This window comes from Opitutaceae bacterium (genome assembly GCA_041395105.1).
In the GTDB taxonomy this organism is placed as follows: domain Bacteria; phylum Verrucomicrobiota; class Verrucomicrobiia; order Opitutales; family Opitutaceae; genus B12-G4.
Window position 1 is genome coordinate 778,201 of record JAWLBB010000001.1, and the last position, 17,821, is coordinate 796,021.

14 protein-coding genes are annotated in these 17,821 nt (G+C 60.7%); 8 read left to right on the top strand and 6 right to left on the bottom strand.

Annotated elements, in window-relative coordinates:
- Positions 1 to 38: 38 nt before the first annotated feature.
- From R3F07_03035 to R3F07_03045, 3 genes are all read left to right on the top strand, one after another.
- Entirely contained in the window at positions 39 to 4,118 is a 4,080-nt protein-coding gene (locus R3F07_03035; protein MEZ5275340.1) for a DUF1961 family protein, read from the top strand.
- Between the two features lie 167 nt (positions 4,119 to 4,285).
- Positions 4,286 to 5,614 carry a rhamnogalacturonan acetylesterase gene (locus tag R3F07_03040; GenBank protein ID MEZ5275341.1) on the top strand — a complete coding sequence of 443 codons (1,329 nt, stop codon included), beginning with the start codon at positions 4,286 to 4,288 and terminating at the stop codon, positions 5,612 to 5,614.
- A 20-nt stretch (positions 5,615 to 5,634) separates the two neighbouring features.
- Positions 5,635 to 7,317 carry a rhamnogalacturonan acetylesterase gene (locus R3F07_03045; protein MEZ5275342.1) on the top strand — a complete coding sequence of 561 codons (1,683 nt, stop codon included), beginning with the start codon at positions 5,635 to 5,637 and terminating at the stop codon, positions 7,315 to 7,317.
- Between the two features lie 100 nt (positions 7,318 to 7,417).
- On the opposite strand, the gene R3F07_03050 is transcribed toward R3F07_03045, so the two are convergent.
- Positions 7,418 to 8,950 carry an alpha-N-arabinofuranosidase gene (locus R3F07_03050; protein MEZ5275343.1) on the bottom strand — a complete coding sequence of 511 codons (1,533 nt, stop codon included), beginning with the start codon at positions 8,948 to 8,950 and terminating at the stop codon, positions 7,418 to 7,420.
- Between the two features lie 269 nt (positions 8,951 to 9,219).
- On the opposite strand from R3F07_03050, the gene R3F07_03055 reads away from it, so the two are divergent.
- Complete coding sequence (locus R3F07_03055) at positions 9,220 to 9,663, top strand: hypothetical protein (GenBank protein ID MEZ5275344.1); 444 nt, start codon at positions 9,220 to 9,222, stop codon at positions 9,661 to 9,663.
- On the opposite strand, the gene R3F07_03060 is transcribed toward R3F07_03055, so the two are convergent.
- The 5 genes from R3F07_03060 to R3F07_03080 are packed head-to-tail and all read right to left on the bottom strand — an operon-like array spanning position 9,608 to position 15,449.
- Positions 9,608 to 10,510: a transglutaminase family protein gene (locus tag R3F07_03060; GenBank protein ID MEZ5275345.1), complete on the bottom strand. Its 903-nt coding sequence runs from the start codon at positions 10,508 to 10,510 to the stop codon at positions 9,608 to 9,610. The two genes, R3F07_03055 and R3F07_03060, sit on opposite strands and share 56 nt — an antisense overlap.
- An 8-nt stretch (positions 10,511 to 10,518) precedes the next feature.
- On the bottom strand, positions 10,519 to 13,017 hold the full coding sequence (locus R3F07_03065) for a circularly permuted type 2 ATP-grasp protein (GenBank protein ID MEZ5275346.1): 2,499 nt from the start codon (positions 13,015 to 13,017) through the stop codon (positions 10,519 to 10,521).
- 1 nt (position 13,018) lies between these two features.
- Positions 13,019 to 14,227, bottom strand: a complete 1,209-nt coding sequence (locus tag R3F07_03070) for an ABC transporter permease (GenBank protein ID MEZ5275347.1) — start codon at positions 14,225 to 14,227, stop codon at positions 13,019 to 13,021.
- Positions 14,224 to 14,997, bottom strand: a complete 774-nt coding sequence (locus tag R3F07_03075; GenBank protein ID MEZ5275348.1) for an ATP-binding cassette domain-containing protein — start codon at positions 14,995 to 14,997, stop codon at positions 14,224 to 14,226. Before R3F07_03075 ends, R3F07_03070 begins: the two co-directional genes overlap by 4 nt.
- Positions 14,994 to 15,449, bottom strand: a complete 456-nt coding sequence (locus R3F07_03080) for an ABA4-like family protein (GenBank protein MEZ5275349.1) — start codon at positions 15,447 to 15,449, stop codon at positions 14,994 to 14,996. Before R3F07_03080 ends, R3F07_03075 begins: the two co-directional genes overlap by 4 nt.
- Positions 15,450 to 15,632: 183 nt before the next feature.
- On the opposite strand from R3F07_03080, the gene R3F07_03085 reads away from it, so the two are divergent.
- From R3F07_03085 to ftsY, 4 genes are all read left to right on the top strand, one after another.
- Positions 15,633 to 15,830, top strand: a complete 198-nt coding sequence (locus R3F07_03085; protein ID MEZ5275350.1) for a hypothetical protein — start codon at positions 15,633 to 15,635, stop codon at positions 15,828 to 15,830.
- A gap of 107 nt (positions 15,831 to 15,937) precedes the next feature.
- Entirely contained in the window at positions 15,938 to 16,420 is a 483-nt protein-coding gene (gene ribH / locus R3F07_03090) for a 6,7-dimethyl-8-ribityllumazine synthase (GenBank protein MEZ5275351.1), read from the top strand.
- Positions 16,417 to 16,860 (top strand): transcription antitermination factor NusB, encoded by a 444-nt coding sequence (nusB, locus tag R3F07_03095; protein MEZ5275352.1) that lies wholly within the window; start codon positions 16,417 to 16,419, stop codon positions 16,858 to 16,860. The genes ribH and nusB overlap by 4 nt, the downstream gene beginning before the upstream one ends.
- 31 nt (positions 16,861 to 16,891) lie before the next feature.
- The gene (gene ftsY, locus R3F07_03100) at positions 16,892 to 17,809 is read left to right on the top strand and encodes a signal recognition particle-docking protein FtsY (protein ID MEZ5275353.1); all 918 of its coding nucleotides are present in this window, start codon (positions 16,892 to 16,894) and stop codon (positions 17,807 to 17,809) included.
- Positions 17,810 to 17,821: the final 12 nt, after the last annotated feature.

Sequence of the window (17,821 nt, forward strand, 5' to 3'; positions counted from 1 at the left end):
GATCAGCGGGACACCTCCATCGGGCTGAGGACAAGGTCATGAAGCGCGGATTCTGCATGATCGCCGCGGCAATCCTGACTGGCGAAGCGTGCCTCGGTAACGTTCTCGACACCTATACTCCGGACGCCCTGAAGGCGGAGATCGCTGCAAAGCCAAAGGAGGTCCTGTTCGATTTCGAGTCCGAACTGACCGCACCGAAGACAGCCTCAACCGCGGACTTCGTCGAAGTAAGGGTTGAGCTCGATGAGGAGAAGGCAAAAGTCGGGCGAGGTGCGCTCAGGCTTCGCACGGACGATGCTGCGGATGGAAAAATCGGCGGAAGCCCGGTGCTCGAGGTTCAGTTGGATCCTCCGGTGGATCTGTCAAAATACCAGGCCCTGACTTTCTGGTTTTATGTTCCCCCCGACAAGACAGACTTCTTCTTCGGCCGTTATGATATCCGGGTTCAACTGGATGACACTCCGCTGATGAGGACCTGGCCCGCGGTCAAGGCTGGATGGAATTGGTATGTCTTCGATTTCGGTGGCCTGGAATCGTTGCCCGAGGTGAAAAGCCTGCGGGTCCGGATCGGCAATTTCCTCGATGGGTATGGCCAGGCAGATCTGCGTTTCGACCAGTTTGAGCTGACCCCGATGGATAAGCCCGATTTGGGCGCAGCCTCGTGGTCCGCCCGATACGGGGCATTGGCCCTGCTGGCGGAGCGGGAGGGGATCGATGCCTTGGGGACAGTGCTCGACGCCTGTGCGGATGAGTCCATCGTCGTGCGGTCTCTAGCGGTCAAGCTGGCTTCAGGGCTCGTTCCGGAAAACACGGGCAAGGCCCTGCCCGCGCTGAAGAAGATACTGAACAGTCCGCGGTGGCGTCCAAGGCTGGCCGCCATGCAGATCCTGTCGAATATCCAGGCGGAGCCGGGATTGGGTGCGGCGGCCATCTTCGATCACGCCCTCCTCGACGACAACTTCTATGTGCGTGATCTCGCGTATCGGCAGTTGCGGGCGAATGGGGAATCCGAAGCCGATATCGCGAACCGCCTCGTTCGTCTCCCTGGCCAGGAAGGCCCGGATGCGCTACCGGCAATTCGAATGCTCAGCGAGATCGGCCCGGCAGCACGGCCCGCTCTCCCGGGCTTGCTGGCGACCCTGAGGGATGCGGATCGACCGCACCTCGTCCGATGCTGGGCTCTGCGTGCGGTCTGGGAGATTGATGAAACCCTCCTTGCTCCGACTGACTGGGCCCTCGCCCTTTCGCTCAACCCGGGAGAGGTACACTATCACCTACTGAACCGGGCGATGGATCGTCTTGAGCAGGCAGCGTCCGCGGCGGTTCCTGCCCTGGGGGATTGCCTGATCTCGGAAAATCCTGAAGTCCGGGCGCGGGCGTGCGTGGTTCTCGGACGGATTGGTCCTCCCGCGGCTGGGGCCGTGGAGGCCCTGGAGCGTCTTCTGGGGGATGTCTGGTATGTCGCCTGGGAGGCCGCTCAGGCGCTCGAGCTCATAGGCCTAGGTCATGTGGTCGGCGCATCACCCTCGCCGCAGATCGATTTCACCCCGCCGCACGGCGTTGCGGTTGGGGAGACCGCGACGACCACCACCCTTGGAAACGGAAGAGTGGAGCTTGTCTTCAGGAATGGGGATCCGAGCCCGGGACCCTTCATCGTGAGACGCCCGGGCGGGAAGAATCTCTTCGAGGCGGATTGGCTCGATACCATTCTTGCCTTCAAATACAGCAAGGCTCCGAACATGATCGAGAGGCAATGGCTGCAACGCCTCTTCGGTTCGCCCTTCAGTCGCCAGGTATCGACCGGCGTATACCGGAAGACGCCCGACCTCGTCGACTACATGATCCGGTTCGCCGGCGATGAAACAGCCCCGATCGAGTTCGATTACCACTTTGTCGTGATGAGCGGCGAGAGCGGGTTCTACACCTATATCATTGCGCGGAACGTGAGTGGCAAGGACATGCCGGGAAGCGAAAAGCAGGGCGCCCAGGTCGGGGTCGGTCGTTTCAACTTCCTCGTGGCGCTCTCCCAGGACACCTTTGACCACGTCATCAATCATGATAAGCTCAAGGGTCCGGCATCCTTCACCAGAGAAGCCCAGGAGCCCATCCTGGAGGGGTATCCCGATATCTACCAGAGCACCTATCGTCTGCCGGGCGGCGACATCGCGGCCAAGCATGAGTGGGAGAGCTATGAACTGTTCAGTCCGGTGACCGGCTATGCAGGGAAGGGCGACGGTGTCTGGCTGATTATTCCGAGTTTCGATTTTTACGGGGATTCCATGCCGCGCTTCATCAAGCGTCCCTGCTATGGACTCCTCTTCATTCCCCATCTTCAGGGAAAGTACTATATCGAAACCGGGACGAGGATCACGGCGGATTGGCAGAAGATCTACGGCCCCATGTATTTCTATCTGAATGAAGGTGAGAATACCGAAGAGATGTGGGTCGATGCCAAAAGGGAGGCGCAGCGTCAGGTCGGCCAGTGGCCGTATCCATGGTTGAACGATGATCTGTATCAGCAGCGTGGATCCGTAACCGGATGGCTGGAGGTTGCAGGCGGCACCTCGCCGGAAGGAGCTTATGTCATCCTGTCCAATCCCGTCGAGGCGGGGGATCCCGATCAACATGGAATCTGGATGCGCAACGTGGGTCCCTACAGCTACTGGGCGCAGGTTGGAAGTGACGGTTCGTTCGAGATAACCGATGTACATCCCGGCAACTACACCTTGTATGCGTTTCAACCCGGGGTCTACGGTGAGGCCAGGCCCCGTTCGGTCCAGGTTACCGCTGACGAGGTGACGACCATGGATCCGATCAAGATCGACCCCGTGAGCAACGGTACGCTTCTTTGGCGGATCGGGGTTCCCGACGGTACGGCCATGGAATTCAAGAACGGCCGGAACTACCACCAATGGGACAACTACATCCGCTATCGGAAAGATTTCCCCAATGAGGTGAACTACATCGTCGGTGAAAGCGACTGGTCGAAGGACTGGAATTACATCCACCCGGCCATCGTGCAGGGTGAGGACAGGGCAACCTCCTGGACGATCTCGTTCACTCTGGAGTCGATCCCGGATGCGGAGTGCCTGCTTTCAATCATGTGCAGTGGGCGCAGCGCCAGGGCGCAACTCATTCTCAACGGTGAGAAGCTCGGTGACCTGAATGTCAACATCGGGACCCATCATGTGAGGACGTCGCCGATCGGAGAGACCGTATGCCGAGAATACCGGGTTGATCCGGCAAGGCTGAAGCAGGGGCGCAACAGGCTGGAGATCAGCTTTTCCAAGGGAACGGGCCATGAAGACGACCTGCATTTCCAGCAATGGACGAGCTGGCTCTGCTACGACTTCATACAAATGGAAGTCAACGAAGAGGCGACGAGAATGCAGGCGGAGGGGCGAAGGGCCTACGACGAAGCCGACTCCGGGGCTTGGCGGGAGTCCTTCTCGGATCCCTGTACGGGCGACTGGTCGGAGAAGTGGTTTCTGGATGGCGAGGTCGGAACAGTTCGTAACGGTCCGGATGGGATGGTGCTGGAAGCTGGGCCGGAGTTCGGCAATGATGCCCATCACATGGTGCTCTGGACGAAGGCCTCCTTCGAGGGAGACCTGAAGATCGAATATGACTACACCCGCCTCGACGATGAGACCCGTGGCGTGAACATCCTCTACATTGAGGCAACGGGGAGCGGGGAAGAACCCTATGCCAGGGATATCTCGCAATGGAGCGAACTGCGCCGAATTCCCGCCATGCGCATGTATTTCGATCACATGGAGGCCTACCATATCAGCTATGCCGCCTTCCCCTATAAGGAGGACCCTCGCGACTATATCCGGGGGAGGCGCTATTTGCCGAATGGAACGGGACTCGAAGGCTCCGACCTGGTGCCGGATTATTACCCTGTGGGCTTGTTCGAGCCTGGAGTTCCCCACAAGATAGCGGTGATCAAGAAGGACCGGGAGCTCTTCATGCGGATCGAAAATCCGGATCAGGTCTATTTCTGTCACATGACAAACACCGATCTGCCGCCGGTTACTGCGGGTCGGATCGGATTGCGCCACATGTTTACCCGGTCGTCCTGTTACAGGGATTTCCGCATCAGTCTTCCGGAATGAAGCTCAAACAGTTGTTTTCCAAGAGAAACTGTCCGCCGGGTTCCCCAGACCGTTCCGCTTGCGGACGCCTTGATCTGACGGTATGATTTCTGGAGGATTGAGGAGAATACGGTAACGGGTTGGATGGGTCCACCTCTGTCGCGGTAATCCGCATCGGTCTGTACGCCATGAAATCCTCTCATTGCCTCCTGGTCGCTCTTTCCGGCGTTTGTGCATCGGTCTGGGCTTTGGGCGGTGATTGCGATCCGGTCGTCCGGCGATTCGACTTCGGGACCATCGCGGCCGATGGGGGTTGGGTGGCGGTCACGCCGGAAAGCCGGTTCTCCGATGAGATGGGCTTCGGTTTTGACCTCGGTTCGATGGTGTCCGCAGTGAATCGCGGCGGCACCGACATGCTCAAGGGGGATTTCATAGAGAGCGATGCCCCCTTTTATTTCTCGGTGAGCGTTCCTGAGGGCAATTATCGGGTCACGCTTTTTTTCGGTGACCGTGAGGGAGAATCCGGCAATTCGGTGAAGGCGGAGTCCAGGCGGTTGATGATCGAAGACCTGGCAACCGGATCCGGAGAGATCGTCGAACGCGTGATCACGGTCAATGTGCGCAACAGTTCGGTTCCGCCGCCGGAGCCCAATGCACCCGGCGGCTCGGCGGTCGTCCTCAATGAGCGCGAACTCGGGGTTTTGCATTGGGACGACAAGCTGACCCTGGAGTTCAATGGGACGGATCCGAAGGTGTGCGGACTGGTGGTCGAACCGGTTGATTTGCCGACGGTTTTTCTGGTGGGCGATTCGACCGTGACGGATCAGCCTCGGGAACCCGGGGCGAGCTGGGGGCAGATGCTCCCGCGTTTCCTGAAGCCCGACGTGGTGGTGGCCAACCATGCCGAGTCGGGCGAGACTCTGAAATCTTTCATTTCCGGACTCAGGCTGGCCAAGGTCCTCAGCCGGATGAAGGCGGGCGATTACCTCTTCATCCAGTTTGGTCACAACGACCAGAAGAAACAGTGGCCCCAGACCTATGTTGAGGCCCGCACCACCTACAAGGATTACCTCAAGGCATACGTCGACGAGGCCCGCCTGCGTGGAGCGACCCCGGTATTGGTGACTTCGATGCAGCGTCGGCAGTTTGATGCCGAAGACCGGATCCGCAACTCCCACGGGGCTTACCCAGAGGCGGTGCGTGAGGTCGCCCGCGAGGAATCCGTTGCCCTGATCGATCTGGAGCAGATGAGCATCGTCTTCTATGAGGCGCTCGGGCCTGAACGCGCGCCGTTGGCCTTTGCCGGGGACGGACGTGATGTGACCCACCACAGCAATTATGGCGCTTTTGAACTGGCCAAGTGCGTCATCGAGGGAATCCGCGAGGCCGGTCTGCCTCTCGCAGAAAGTATCGTCGACGATTTCGCCGGATTCGATCCGGCCTTTCCGGACCCGGTGAGTTCGATCCATCTCCCTGTCAGTCCCACCGAACCCTACGGGAAACCCCGGGGAGATTGAGAATGAAGGATTTTCAACCCATGACATTGTCCTCCGAGAACAGAGACCGTTTTCGTCCGACCGAGCCCATCACGAGGGGCACCTTCCTGAAGTGGATGCGCCGGTGGGCTTCGATTGTTGCCGGCGTCATTTCGGGGATGGCACCGATTTCCGTATACGGGCAAGTATCTCCGGCTCCCGATCTGACGGCCGACCCGGCGGCACGATCCACGGAGTTGGATCCAACCCTTCCGACTCTGTTCATCGCGGGCGATTCGACGGCAGCTCGTGGATCGGGAGAGGACCAGATGGGATGGGCCGCGCCGTTTGCCGATTACTTCGATGCCGCAAAGGTCAACGTGGTCAATCGGGCCAGGGGTGGTCGGAGCAGTCGGACCTTCATCACCGAAGGGTTGTGGGACGGATTGGTGGCCGAGATCCGATCCGGGGACATCGTCCTGATCCAATTCGGGCACAATGACGGGGGGCCGGTCAATGATGAGCGGCGGGCCCGCGGATCGCTTCCGGGTCTGGGTGAAGAGACTGAGGCGATCGACAACCTTGTGACCGGCAAACATGAAGTCGTTCACACTTTCGGTTGGTACCTGCGCCGGATGATCGCCGATGTCAGGGCGAAGGATGCCACCCCGATCGTTCTTTCCCTGACAGTCCGGAATATCTGGAAGGATGGCCGCGTGGAGCGCGGATCCGGACAGTTTGGACCCTGGTCCTATGAGGTCGCCAGGGATGCCGGCGTGCCCTTCATCGATGTGACCAATTTTGTTGCCGATTCATTTGATGCGGACGGGGAGGACAGGGTCAGCGGAATGTATCCGCGTGATCATACGCACTTCAATGCGGAAGGGGCGGAACGGCATGCGGCAGCGGTTGTTGCGCTGCTCAAGGGTTTGCGCCCGGACCCGGTGGACGGCTTTCTGTCGGAAAAGGGAAAGTCGGTCGCGGCGGATCCGCTCTCGTGGTTGAACCTGCCCATGCCGGCGGATCGGCGTCTGCCCACGCTCTTCCTGATCGGGGATTCCACCGTGCGCAACGGTCGTGGCGATGGTGCGGGTGGTCAGTGGGGCTGGGGCGACTATCTGGGTCCGCTCTTCGACGAGGAAAAGATCAATGTCGTCAATCGCGCCGTGGGTGGCTTGAGCAGCCGCACCTACCTCACACAGGGGCACTGGGCCCGCGTTCTCGGCATGCTCAAGGCGGGTGATTTCGTCATGATGCAGTTCGGCCACAACGACAACGGGCCGCTCAACGATGATCGGAGAGCCCGCGGCACGATCAAGGGGGTGGGCGAGGAAACCGAGGAAATCGACAACCTTCTCACCGGGAAGCATGAAGTCGTTCACACCTACGGCTGGTACCTCCGGCAGTATGTGGCGGACGCCCGGCAAAGGGAGGCGACCCCGATCATCTGTTCACTCGTGCCCCGCAAATCCTGGAAGGACGGGCGGGTGGTGCGGAACAGGGACAGCTATGCCGGATGGGCGGCGGAAGTGGCCGATTCTGAAGATGCTTCCTTTGTGGACCTCAATGAAATCGTCGCCTCGCATTATGAGGAGATCGGCCCAGAGAGGGTGGAAGACCTCTTTGCCGACGAGCACACCCATACGAGCGAAACGGGCGCCGTGGTCAACGCGGCGGCCGTGGTGACGGGTCTGCGGTCACTGCCGGAGAATCCGCTCGAGGCCTTCCTTCAGATCGAACCGTAGGAGAGGCTTTATGCCTCGATCTGGAGCTGCCTGAAGGGGAATCGAGGCGTAAAGCCTCTCCTACCCAACCTGTCAAAAAAGGCGTATCCGATCTCCCGGATCAGAGCTCGAGCAAAACGACGCTCTTGGCCGGAAGGGTGACGGTGAGATGAGTTCCGGTTGTATCGATGGTCGCTCCGTCGAATATCTCAGGCCGGATGGCATCGGGATTCTCGAAGGTATTGTGCGTGTTTATTGAGTCGGCAGTCAGGATGCGACCGGTGACCGATGTGGGCTTCAGGCCGTTGATGCGGCAGGCGATCGTGATGGTCTTGGCCGGATCGGTGTTGACCAGCGAGAGGTGGGTGACTCCGGAGGCATCCCGTGAGGCGGAGGCACTGACTGCGGGAATGGAGTCATCGCCGTAACCGTAGTCCGGTGTCTGCAATTCGACCGGCAGGTGGGTTGCATCCTGATGGACCTTGTACATTTCGAAAACGTGATAGGTGGGCGTCAGAATCATCTTCTCGCCGTCGGTCAGGATCATGGCCTGGAGGACATTGGCGGTCTGCGCGATGTTTGCCATGGAAACACGGTCGGCGTGCTCCTGAAAGATGTGAAAGTTCAGCCCGGCCACGATGGCGTCCCTCAGGGTGTTCTGCTGGTAGAGGAATCCAGGATTGGTGCCGGGTTCCACATCGTACCAGGTGCCCCATTCATCGACCACCATGCCAACCTTCTTTTCGGGATCCTTTTCGTCCATGAGGGCGCCATGGTCCCGGATCAATTCTTCCATTCGAAGAGTGGACTTGAGGGTGGAGAACCACTCGTCTTCGGCGAACTCGGTGGCCGAACCCTTCTTGGACCAATTGCCGGTGGGCAGGGTGTAGTAATGCAGGGAGAGGCCGTTCATCTGCTGGATCGGGATCCGGTCCATAAGGACGCGGGTCCAGTTCAGGTCGAATGAGTTGGCTCCTCCCGCGACCCGTTGGATCGGGTTCTTCCGGTCGTAGTTCTTCACGAACGTGTTGTAGCGGCGATAGAGGTCGGCGTAGTACTCCGGACGCATGTTTCCTCCGCAGCCCCAGCTTTCATTGCCCACTCCGAAAAACCGCACGGTCCACGGTTTGTCGCGGCCGTTCCTGCGGCGGAGATTGACGATTGGGGAATCTGCGTCGGACGTCAGGTACTCCACCCATTCCATCATTTCCTGGACCGATCCGCTGCCGACGTTGCCACAGATATAGGCATCGCAGCCCAGCATCTCCACGAGATCCATGAACTCGTGGGTTCCAAAGTGGTTGTTTTCAACCACCTGTCCCCAATGCGTGTTGATCATGGAGGGCCGGTCTTCCCGAGGGCCGATGCCGTCCTTCCAGTGGTATTCATCGGCAAAACAACCGCCCGGCCACCGCAGGACCGGAATATTCAGCTTCCGGAGGGCGTCCACGACGTCGTTGCGGATGCCACGGGTATTGGGGATTGCCGAGTCCTCACCGACCCAGAATCCTTCGTAGATGCAGTGTCCGAGGTGTTCGGCGAAGTGGCCGTAGATGTTTCGGTTGATTACCGGGCCGGGTTGATCGGCATTCAGGATCAGGGAGGCCTCCGGGGCCGGTTGGGCTTGTGTGACAATGGGGGTTGATGCGGTCATGGTAAGAAATAGGAGTCGGATTATTGGTTTCATCGGCGGAAGGGGTAACGATCAGCGGAACCGGGGGGACGATCGATGGGCGAGTCTTTGTTCAAACCGGTCTTTAGGCAATCCCGGAACGACCCCTCGGCGGGGAAATCCTCCATCGTGGGACGGGAGTGGCGATGGGCCGGTCCTTCAACAGGAAAGGAGTGAAAAACCTGTAAAAGCCTCCCCGGTTTCTGGCTGGCCCCGGCGGGAGGACGATGGCAGACTTGAGCGACACCATTATGAAGAAGCTTCTAGCATTCAGTCTTCTGTTTTTCCTGTCCCTGGCTTCGGCGGAATCCGAGGATCCGGTGCCCGAGCTGGGCGGGACTCTGATCAAACGACCCGACGATACCTTTCTGCAGTTGCTGATGGAAGGGAACCGCATCCACATCTATTTCTTCGACAAGGAAAAAAAGCCGATTTCCCCCGACGTCGATCGGATCACCATACGGATCCGTTCGGTTCGCGACAAGCCGCGGTTCACCGTAGCCGTTCCGTTTGAGGGGATCAATGGATTGCGCGCCCCTTTCTTCGTGAAGCCGCCGCATATCTTCATCGCCTACCTGAACCTGATGCGCGACGGCGTGGAGGAACCGATCGAGACCTACGTGGTGAATGTCGGGAATGCTACGGTAGGTCCGGATGCGGCCGGGATGCTGCCTGACGGGTCATCACAACCTTGACTTCCAGCCGGTGGCTGGTGGTTCCCTTGAAGACGCCGCGGGTGGGAGAAGTGTCGAAGAAATCCCGGCCGGCGGCCACGGTGACGTGGCGTTCACCGGCCGTGCAGTTGTTCGTCGGATCGACCGGAAACCAGTAACCCCCGGGCAGGCCGATCTCGACCCAGGCGTGGCTTTCGCTGGCCCCGCGAAGAGGCAGGTCCGGTCGCTCGGAAGCCCGTCGTTCCCGCTCGGTTTCGATATAGCCGCAGACATAGCGGGCCGGGATTTCCGCTGATCGGAGAATGGCGATCATGACATGGGCAAAGTCCTGACAGACCCCCTCGCGATTGCGGAGGACGTCGCCGACCTGGGTGTCGATCGAGGTGCTCCCCGCCTTGTAGGTGAAGGTCCGGTTGATCCAGTCCAGGAGCCTGACAATGGATCTGCCCAGATCGTTGGCGGGACGGAAGAAACGATTGGCCAGCCGATTCACCTGACGGTCGAGAATGATGGCCCGACTGGATCCAAGAAAATCGTAGAGTCCGATCCCCCGGCTCCGGTGAATCTGACGGGCTTCCGAGACCGAGATCGCGAGGGCTTCCGGGGCCGGCTCGGCGGCGAGGGTCTCGACCTCGCTCTCGCTGATCAGGAGGAGTGAGGCATGCCGGTGGATGACGGAAAAGTGTTCAACCGTGTTCCCGTAGAAGTCCGTGTAGTGACTGACGTTGGTCTCCGGGTCGACGGTGAGGCTGCGACGGATGAGTCGTTGCTTGTCGTTGGTCTGTGGATGCAGGCGCAACTCCATGAACGACTCGGAGGCGGTCGGGTCGTAGGTGTAGCGGGTGGTGTGTTTGATCCTGAACCGCATGTCTGTCGCTATTCGATGAACGGCGTCCCGTTCGAGGCGGGCTGGACGCGGGCGTGGTGGCTGAAGAAATGGTCCTGCAGGCTTTCCCCCAGTTCGTTGAGCTGGTCACGCAGGATCTCCAAGGTGGCCGAGAGGGTCGTCGACCTGGCCCTGGCTTCCAGCTTCGGGGTGATGTCTCCGGCCAGACGTGGACTGTTCGAGCGCTGTTCGAAAGTCGACTCGAGGTTGAGCTGTTCGAGGAGCCGGAGGCAGGCTGCGGCCAGATGAAAGGGCTGCTGTTCGCGGCCGGCCGGGCCAAGGGCCGCTTCGAGGCAACCTGCGATCTGGTCGACGCAGAACCGGATGCTCTTGGGTGCGGCCGGATGGGTGAGGAAGAGCTCGGCCACGAAGAGGGGTTCACTTCGCGCCTGGTAGGTCCGCCGGTAGGCGTCCTGGGAGGAGAGGATGCGCACGAGAGCGGTCAGGTCCGACTCCTCGTGGCGATTGTCGAGGGCCGCCGACTCGGCCTCACTCAGGCCGTGGCGGAGCCCGGAGCAGGTCATGATCGCCCGCTCGAGGTGGACACCGATCAGGAGGAAGTGCCAACCGGAATCATGGAGCATGGTGCGTTCCGCCGTGCCGAAGAAGGCGGGAAAGCCCTGCAACGCCTCACCGATTGCCTCCATGGCGAGGTTTCGTCTCCGTCGCGGATGGGATCGGGCACTTGCGGCCAGATCCTCGACCTGCTCATTCAGCCGGCTGATCACGCTCCAGGTCTCGGGGCTGAAAAAGTCGCGCATCAGGCGCATGTTTTCACGGGTCGCCCGGATGGACGATGCGAGGGAATTGGGATTGGCCGGGTCGAGAACCATGGACCAGGCCACGGGACCGGTCAGGCGCTCGATTGCGGTCGAGGCGTCGCTGTCGAGGTGGCCGGTAGCCTCGAGGATTCCCATCCAGACCGGGAACCAACGCGTGCGTTCGGTCCGGGCAAGCTCCTCGAGTCCGACGTCTTCGACGATCGAGAGCATGCGGGCGCAGGCTTCGCCGCGTTCGGCGTATCGGCCCGTCCAGTAGAGACGCTCGGCCGCGGCCGAACCAAGGACATGGGGGCGGGCCCGGATCTGACGAAGCTCCATCTGTTCCGGTCGATCCGTTTCGTACGATCGATCGACGATGACATCAACCGTCCGACCGATCTGCCAGGGAGGCGGAGCCATCGACTGGGTGATCGGGATGAGACGTCCCAGCCCGCCTGGCATGATCTCGATGCGACCATGGCGGCAAACCGCGAAGCAGCTGAGCACGGTGCCGACCTCGCCGATCCCGTATCCCCGCGGATTGGGGTGGGGGACGGGATCCAATGGGGGTCGGGCGATGAATTGATGCGGTGCTCGGAAGACTTCCTTGAGATAACGTCTGACCCGTGCGGGCGGGCTTCCCGGCTCCAGCGCTGGTGGGTCGGACGGTCCGGCATGAACAGGCGCGATCAGCAGTTCACTGGTGGAATCCACCACGTGGTCGAGATGGTCGATTTCGCCGCAGTACCAGACGGGTTCACCGGGGAGGAGGAGATTCTCGTTGAGGAAGTGCCGGCTGAGGCGTCCAAGATAAGCGGAAAGGGCCCCGTTTTCGATGACCCCGGCGCCGACCGGATTGGCCACGGAGACAGTTCCGGCCCGCAGGCAGCCGAGCAGGCCGGGCACACCGGCCGCAAAGCGGGGCGTGTCGAAGGCGACCGGATCGATGTGGGCGTCGTTGAGGCGTCGATAGATGACATCGACCTGTTCGAGGCCGTCGATGGTCTTGAAGCAGACCTTGTTGTCGACGACGAGGAGATCGTCTCCCTGGACCAGCGGCAATCCCATCTTGCGGGCGACGAAACTGTGCTCGAAATAGGCGGGATCCTCAGGACCGGAGGTCAGGACGACGATGTGAGGCGTCTCTGTCGGTCTGGGCGAAAGGGCCTTCAGGGTCTCCAGCAATTGAATCGGGTAGTCGATGACCCGTTCGTAATCGGAGATTCCTGCGTAGAGATCGGGCGCTTCCTGGGTGAGCAGCCGTCGGTTCTGGACGGCGAAGGACATTCCGAGCGGGGTGTTGGTATAGTTGGCGAGAACGACCCAGCCCCGCGTCCGGGAGCGATAGAGATCAAAACGGAAGACAGAGATCTCACGATTGGCTGAAGCGGGCAGGTCGACGCAGGCCCGGCGAAAGAATGGATCCCGCAGAATCAGTTCCGGCGGAAGAATTCGATGGTGGAGGACTTCCCGGGGACCGTAGATATCGGCGAAGAGGGCATTGAGAAGCCTGACCCTTTGCCGGATGGCCTGGGTCAGGATCGACCATTCCCCCGCATCGAGCAGCACGGGGACCGGCTCGATGCCCCAGGAATGGATCAATTGCTGCCGCCGGGAGGCCTTGGGCGGTGCGAAGGCGAGCCCCATGTCGTCGACGGAGCGTTCCAGTCGCCGGCGGATCTCCCGCCATTGCGCGGGGGGAAGCAGTCTCAGGTACTCGTCGAGCACGTCAGATCCTGAAAAGGATGGACTCCTTCTGGAAGAGCGCGACGACCAGTCTCAGGGCGAGTCCGGCGTAGACAAGGGAGGAAATCGTGGCCAGGGCGATAAAGTCGGGCCGGATCATGTCGGACAGGACCTGTTTCATGACCATCGCGGTGTTGAGGATGGGAACGAGGCTGAGAAACTGGCCGCCCTCGGCGGGCAGGACGAAGGAGAGCATGGCGGGCAGGATCACCACGATCATGAAGGGGAAGATATAGGCCTGGGCCTCCTTGGGATTGCGGGCGAAGGCCGAAATGACGAGGAGCAGGGCGGAGGTGGTCAGGGTGAGAGGAATGATCGCAAGGAGCATGGCGGCAACCGAAGCGTAGGAAATGGCAATCCCGATCGGAATGAGGTCGGCTGTCAATCGGACACCAATCTCCAGCGTGGCGATGAGGCCGGCAATGGCGCAGAGACCGGCAAGAACGCTGACCACGCAGACCGTCCCGAGCTTGCCCACGATGATTTCCTTTCGCGAGGCTGGTGAGACGAGGAGCGTTTCCAGGGTTCCCTTCTCCTTCTCGCCGGCGATCAGATCGAGGGCGCTCGTCACCCCGCCCATGGACGCGGTCAGAATGACGACGTAAGGCAGGATGATGCCGAGGATGAAGCCTCCGGTCGCCTTTTCCGTGGCCAGGTTCTGATCCTCGATGCGGGTGGGCTCGAGGAAACCGGCTTTCAGGTCGTGATCGGTCAGGCGGGACGCCAGCACGCCTTTCCTGAATTGGTTGAGCGCCTGGTGGAGCCGCCCACGGGCAATGGAGGATTTTTCGTTCGACGCGTCGTAGAAGAGGTCGATCTTGACCGTCCCCTCGGATTCCAGGTTGGTTCCGGCCGAATCGGGGATGACCAGGGCGGCGCGGATGACCCGGCTCCGGACGGCGTCCTCAACCCCGGTGTTCGGGTCGAGGTCAATTACGCGCAGGGTGGGATCGGACTCGATTTCTTCGAGCAGGGCCGGGAGCTGCAGGGACCCGATGGCGGCCACATCGAGAACCTCGGCCTGGTCGCGGGTGGTCTTCTGTCCGACAAAGAAGCCCATGACTGCAAGAAGAAGCGGTGTGATCAGGAGAGGCGAGACGATGACGGAGAGGAGGACTCGGCGATCACGAAAGGTCTCCTTCATCTCCTTGAAGAAGACGATGCGGGCACGTGAGGGATTGGGCTCTTTCATGGTTGAAGAGCCCCGGGAGCGGGTTGCCCGGAGCCCGCCTCGGCCCCGACGACGCTCAGGAATACCGCCTCAAGCGCCTGGCGCCCCGTGCGGTCCCGGAGTTCCGCGAGGGTTCCCTGCCCGGCCAGGCGTCCGTTGTGGATGATGGCGATTTCATCGCAAAGACGCTCAACCTCGCTCATGACGTGCGTGGAGAAAAGGACGGTGCGGCCGTCGTCGCGGCAGCGTTCGATGAACTGCATGATGGTTCGGGAAGACATGATATCGAGCCCGCTGGTCGGCTCGTCGAAGATCATGACGGGCGGGGCGTGGACGATGGAGCGGGCGATGGAAACCCGCTGGCGTTGCCCGGTGGAGAGCTGATCGCAGCGTCCCTTGGCAAAGGTTTCCATCTCCAGGAGACCGATCAACTCATCGATTCGCTCCTGAAGAGCCCGGCCCGACATGCCGTTGAGTTGACCGAAGTAGGCAAGCATCTCCCGCACGGTCAGGCGGCCGTAGAGGCCGGTGGTCCCGGAAAGAAAGCCGATACGCGAACGGACCCGTTCGGGTTCCCCGATCAGATCAAAGCCGTCGACCCGTCCACCGCCCGAGGTCGGTTCAATCAGAGTCGCCAGGAGCCGAAGGGTGGTGGTCTTGCCGGCACCATTGGCGCCGAGGAGTCCGAAAATCCGGCCGGGTCGGCAGGTGAAGGATATGCCGTCGACCGCGCGGATCTCTCCCCGGCGGCGGTCGCGAAAGACCTTGGTCAGGTTGTTCAGCTCAATCATGGGCGGTCTGTCTTCTGGACGGGCCGCCTCAACGACCGCCGGATCCCGTAAATCATCAGGGCGATCGGGGCGAGGAACCAGCAGATGAACAGTTCGGCAGGTATGTGGAAGCCCCGCCGGCGGGCGTCTTCATAGAGGCGCATGCCGACAAAGAGGTCGGTGATCATGAGGTGGGACCAGAGCACGAGGAAGGCAATCGGATGAATGACAAAACGCCGCACCTCCCTCATGGAAGCCCGTTCGGGAGTATGAGGCAGACCGTAGGTGAAGAGAAGGTAGACGAAGTAGAGATAGACAACTCCAAGCAAGGCGGGAAGCACGAAGGGCGAGGCGAGGCGGCGGGTGATCCGGTTGTCGGGCAGGAGAATGAGCATGATCCAGACCGGGCCCGGAATCAGGCTGATGATCCAGAACGCCTCGTTGAATTGGCGGGCGCCGAGGTTATCAAGCATCCATTGCGACATGATTCTGGTCTTTTATCGGTTCCGACAGGGTCGAAACTGAGGCCTGGGCGTCGATGATCAAGCGCTTCCTTCAATCGGATCGATTGCGGAAGCGCAACCTTGGGGGATGATTGCCGGGGAAGCCTGCTGAATAGCGTTGTCGGCACGGAAGCGTCGCTTCATGCTTCCACCATGTCATCACAGAAGCTGCCGATTCCCGTTATGGTTCTGTTTGCCTTGTTTTTCTGGCTCTCGGCCATTGTGCTGAATGTCGTGGCAGCGAGGGTTGAGAATGGCGAGATTGTCCGGATTTTTGCCCTCGTGGATGCCGTGGCGGCGGCCGTCATCACCGTCGTGATTCTGGTTCGGACGATGAAGGGCTCGCGCTGACCCCGGTCCGTCGACCGGGACCGGAACCGGCGGGGGGAGGAAAAGAGGTTGTCGTCCATCGGGGATTGACACAACGTCACTCTCCCACGTTCAAGTGGGCTCCTGGAATGAGTCTGAAAACACCACCAACCTCCGTTCTTGACGGATCCGGTATCCGGGTCGCCATCGTCGCAGCGCGCTTCAATCAGGATCTGGTTGACCGGCTCCTTGAGCGTACCCTGAAAGGATTGGCTGAAGCGGGAGTCGCCGAAGAGGGGATCGAGTTGGTCCGCGTTCCGGGGTCCAACGAAGTTCCGGTCGCCGTCCAGTACCTGGCGATGAGCGACCGGTTTGATGCCTGCATCGGGCTGGGCCTGATCATCCGGGGCGAGACCCTGCACTATGAGATCATCGCCCATGGAAGCAGCCGGGCTCTTCAGGAGGTCGCCCTCAACACCGGTGTCCCGGTCATCAACGGGATCATCGTGGCCGAGAATGAGGGCCAGGCGGTCGAACGCTGCGGGGGCAAATTCGACCGCGGCCGGGAGTTTGCCATGGCTGCGGTGGAAATGGGCGCGCTCGCTAGGAAATTCGCCGGGAATCGATCATGAGCCAGTTCGCCCAGCGCAAGGATGGGCGCCGCGCCGCCGTCCAGTACCTCTATGCCTGGTCGATCAATTCGCCGGGAGATCTGAACGAGGACCTGACCTATTTCTTCGAGGGACTCGGGCAGCCACGCGACCACTACGCTTTCGGAGAGGAGTTGATCCACGGTTGTATTGAACATTTGGATACAATAGACCTTAAGATCCGCGAATTGGCCAGGAATTGGGATTTTTCCCGGATCGCCAAGATGGACCTGGCCATCCTCCGGGTGGCGATTTTTGAGATGCTCTTCCGCAAGGATATCCCGCCGGTCGTTTCGATCAATGAGGCGATCGATCTGGGCAAGGAGTTCTCCAGCGTCGATTCGAAACGGTTCATCAACGGACTCCTCGATCGGGTCAAGGAGCAGTTGCCCCGTCCCTCCCGCGAGGCGGTCAACGAATAGGCGGGCTGCTCCCCGTTGCCTGTGCCCGGACATGCTTTCGCTCTTTCGGAAATTCAAGGACGGACTGGCCCGCTCGACCCGGGATCTGCTTGACAGGACGGGCGGGCTCTTCCGGCTGAAGAAGCTGGATGCCTCCTCGATCGATACCCTCGAAGAGGCGCTCTACTCGGCCGACTTCGGAGTGGAGACGACGGACGAGATCATTGCAGAGATCCGTTCAGCCTATCGGAAGGACCGTGATCTGCACGGTCGGGATGTGGCGGAGATCGGCGCCCGGGTTCTGACCCGGGTCCTCGAGGGTTCGGAGGGGGCCATGGTTCCCGCCGAATCGGGGCCGACGGTGGTCTGCATGGTCGGTGTCAACGGATCGGGCAAGACGACGACCGCGGCGAAGCTTGGCTACGACCTCAAGGTAGACGGACAGAGGATTCTTCTGGCGGCCTGCGATACCTTTCGGGCGGCGGCCACCGAGCAGTTGAAGAGCTGGGCGGATCGTCTGCAACTGGACATCGTGGCCGGTCAACATGGCGCAGATGCCGCCGCCGTCGCTTTTGACGCCTGGCAGGCGGCCCGGAGTCGCGGATGCGACACCCTGATCGTGGATACCGCGGGCCGGCTTCATACCAAGACGAACCTGATGGAGGAGCTGGCCAAGATCAAACGTGTCCTCCAGAAGCAGGATCCCAGGGCGCCCCATTACTCCCTTCTGGTCGTCGATGCCAACCTGGGCGGCAATTCGATCGAGCAGGCCCGGATTTTCCACAAGAGTTTCGGACTCGATGGCCTGATCGTCACGAAACTTGACGGGACCAGCCGGGGCGGCGCACTCGTGGGAATCTACCGGGAGCTCGGTCTGCCCATCTTCTTCACCGGTCTGGGTGAACAGCCGGAGGACCTCCAGCCCTTCTCGATCCACCATTACGTCAATGCCATCTTCGGACTCGAGTAGAAGGGGTCAGGC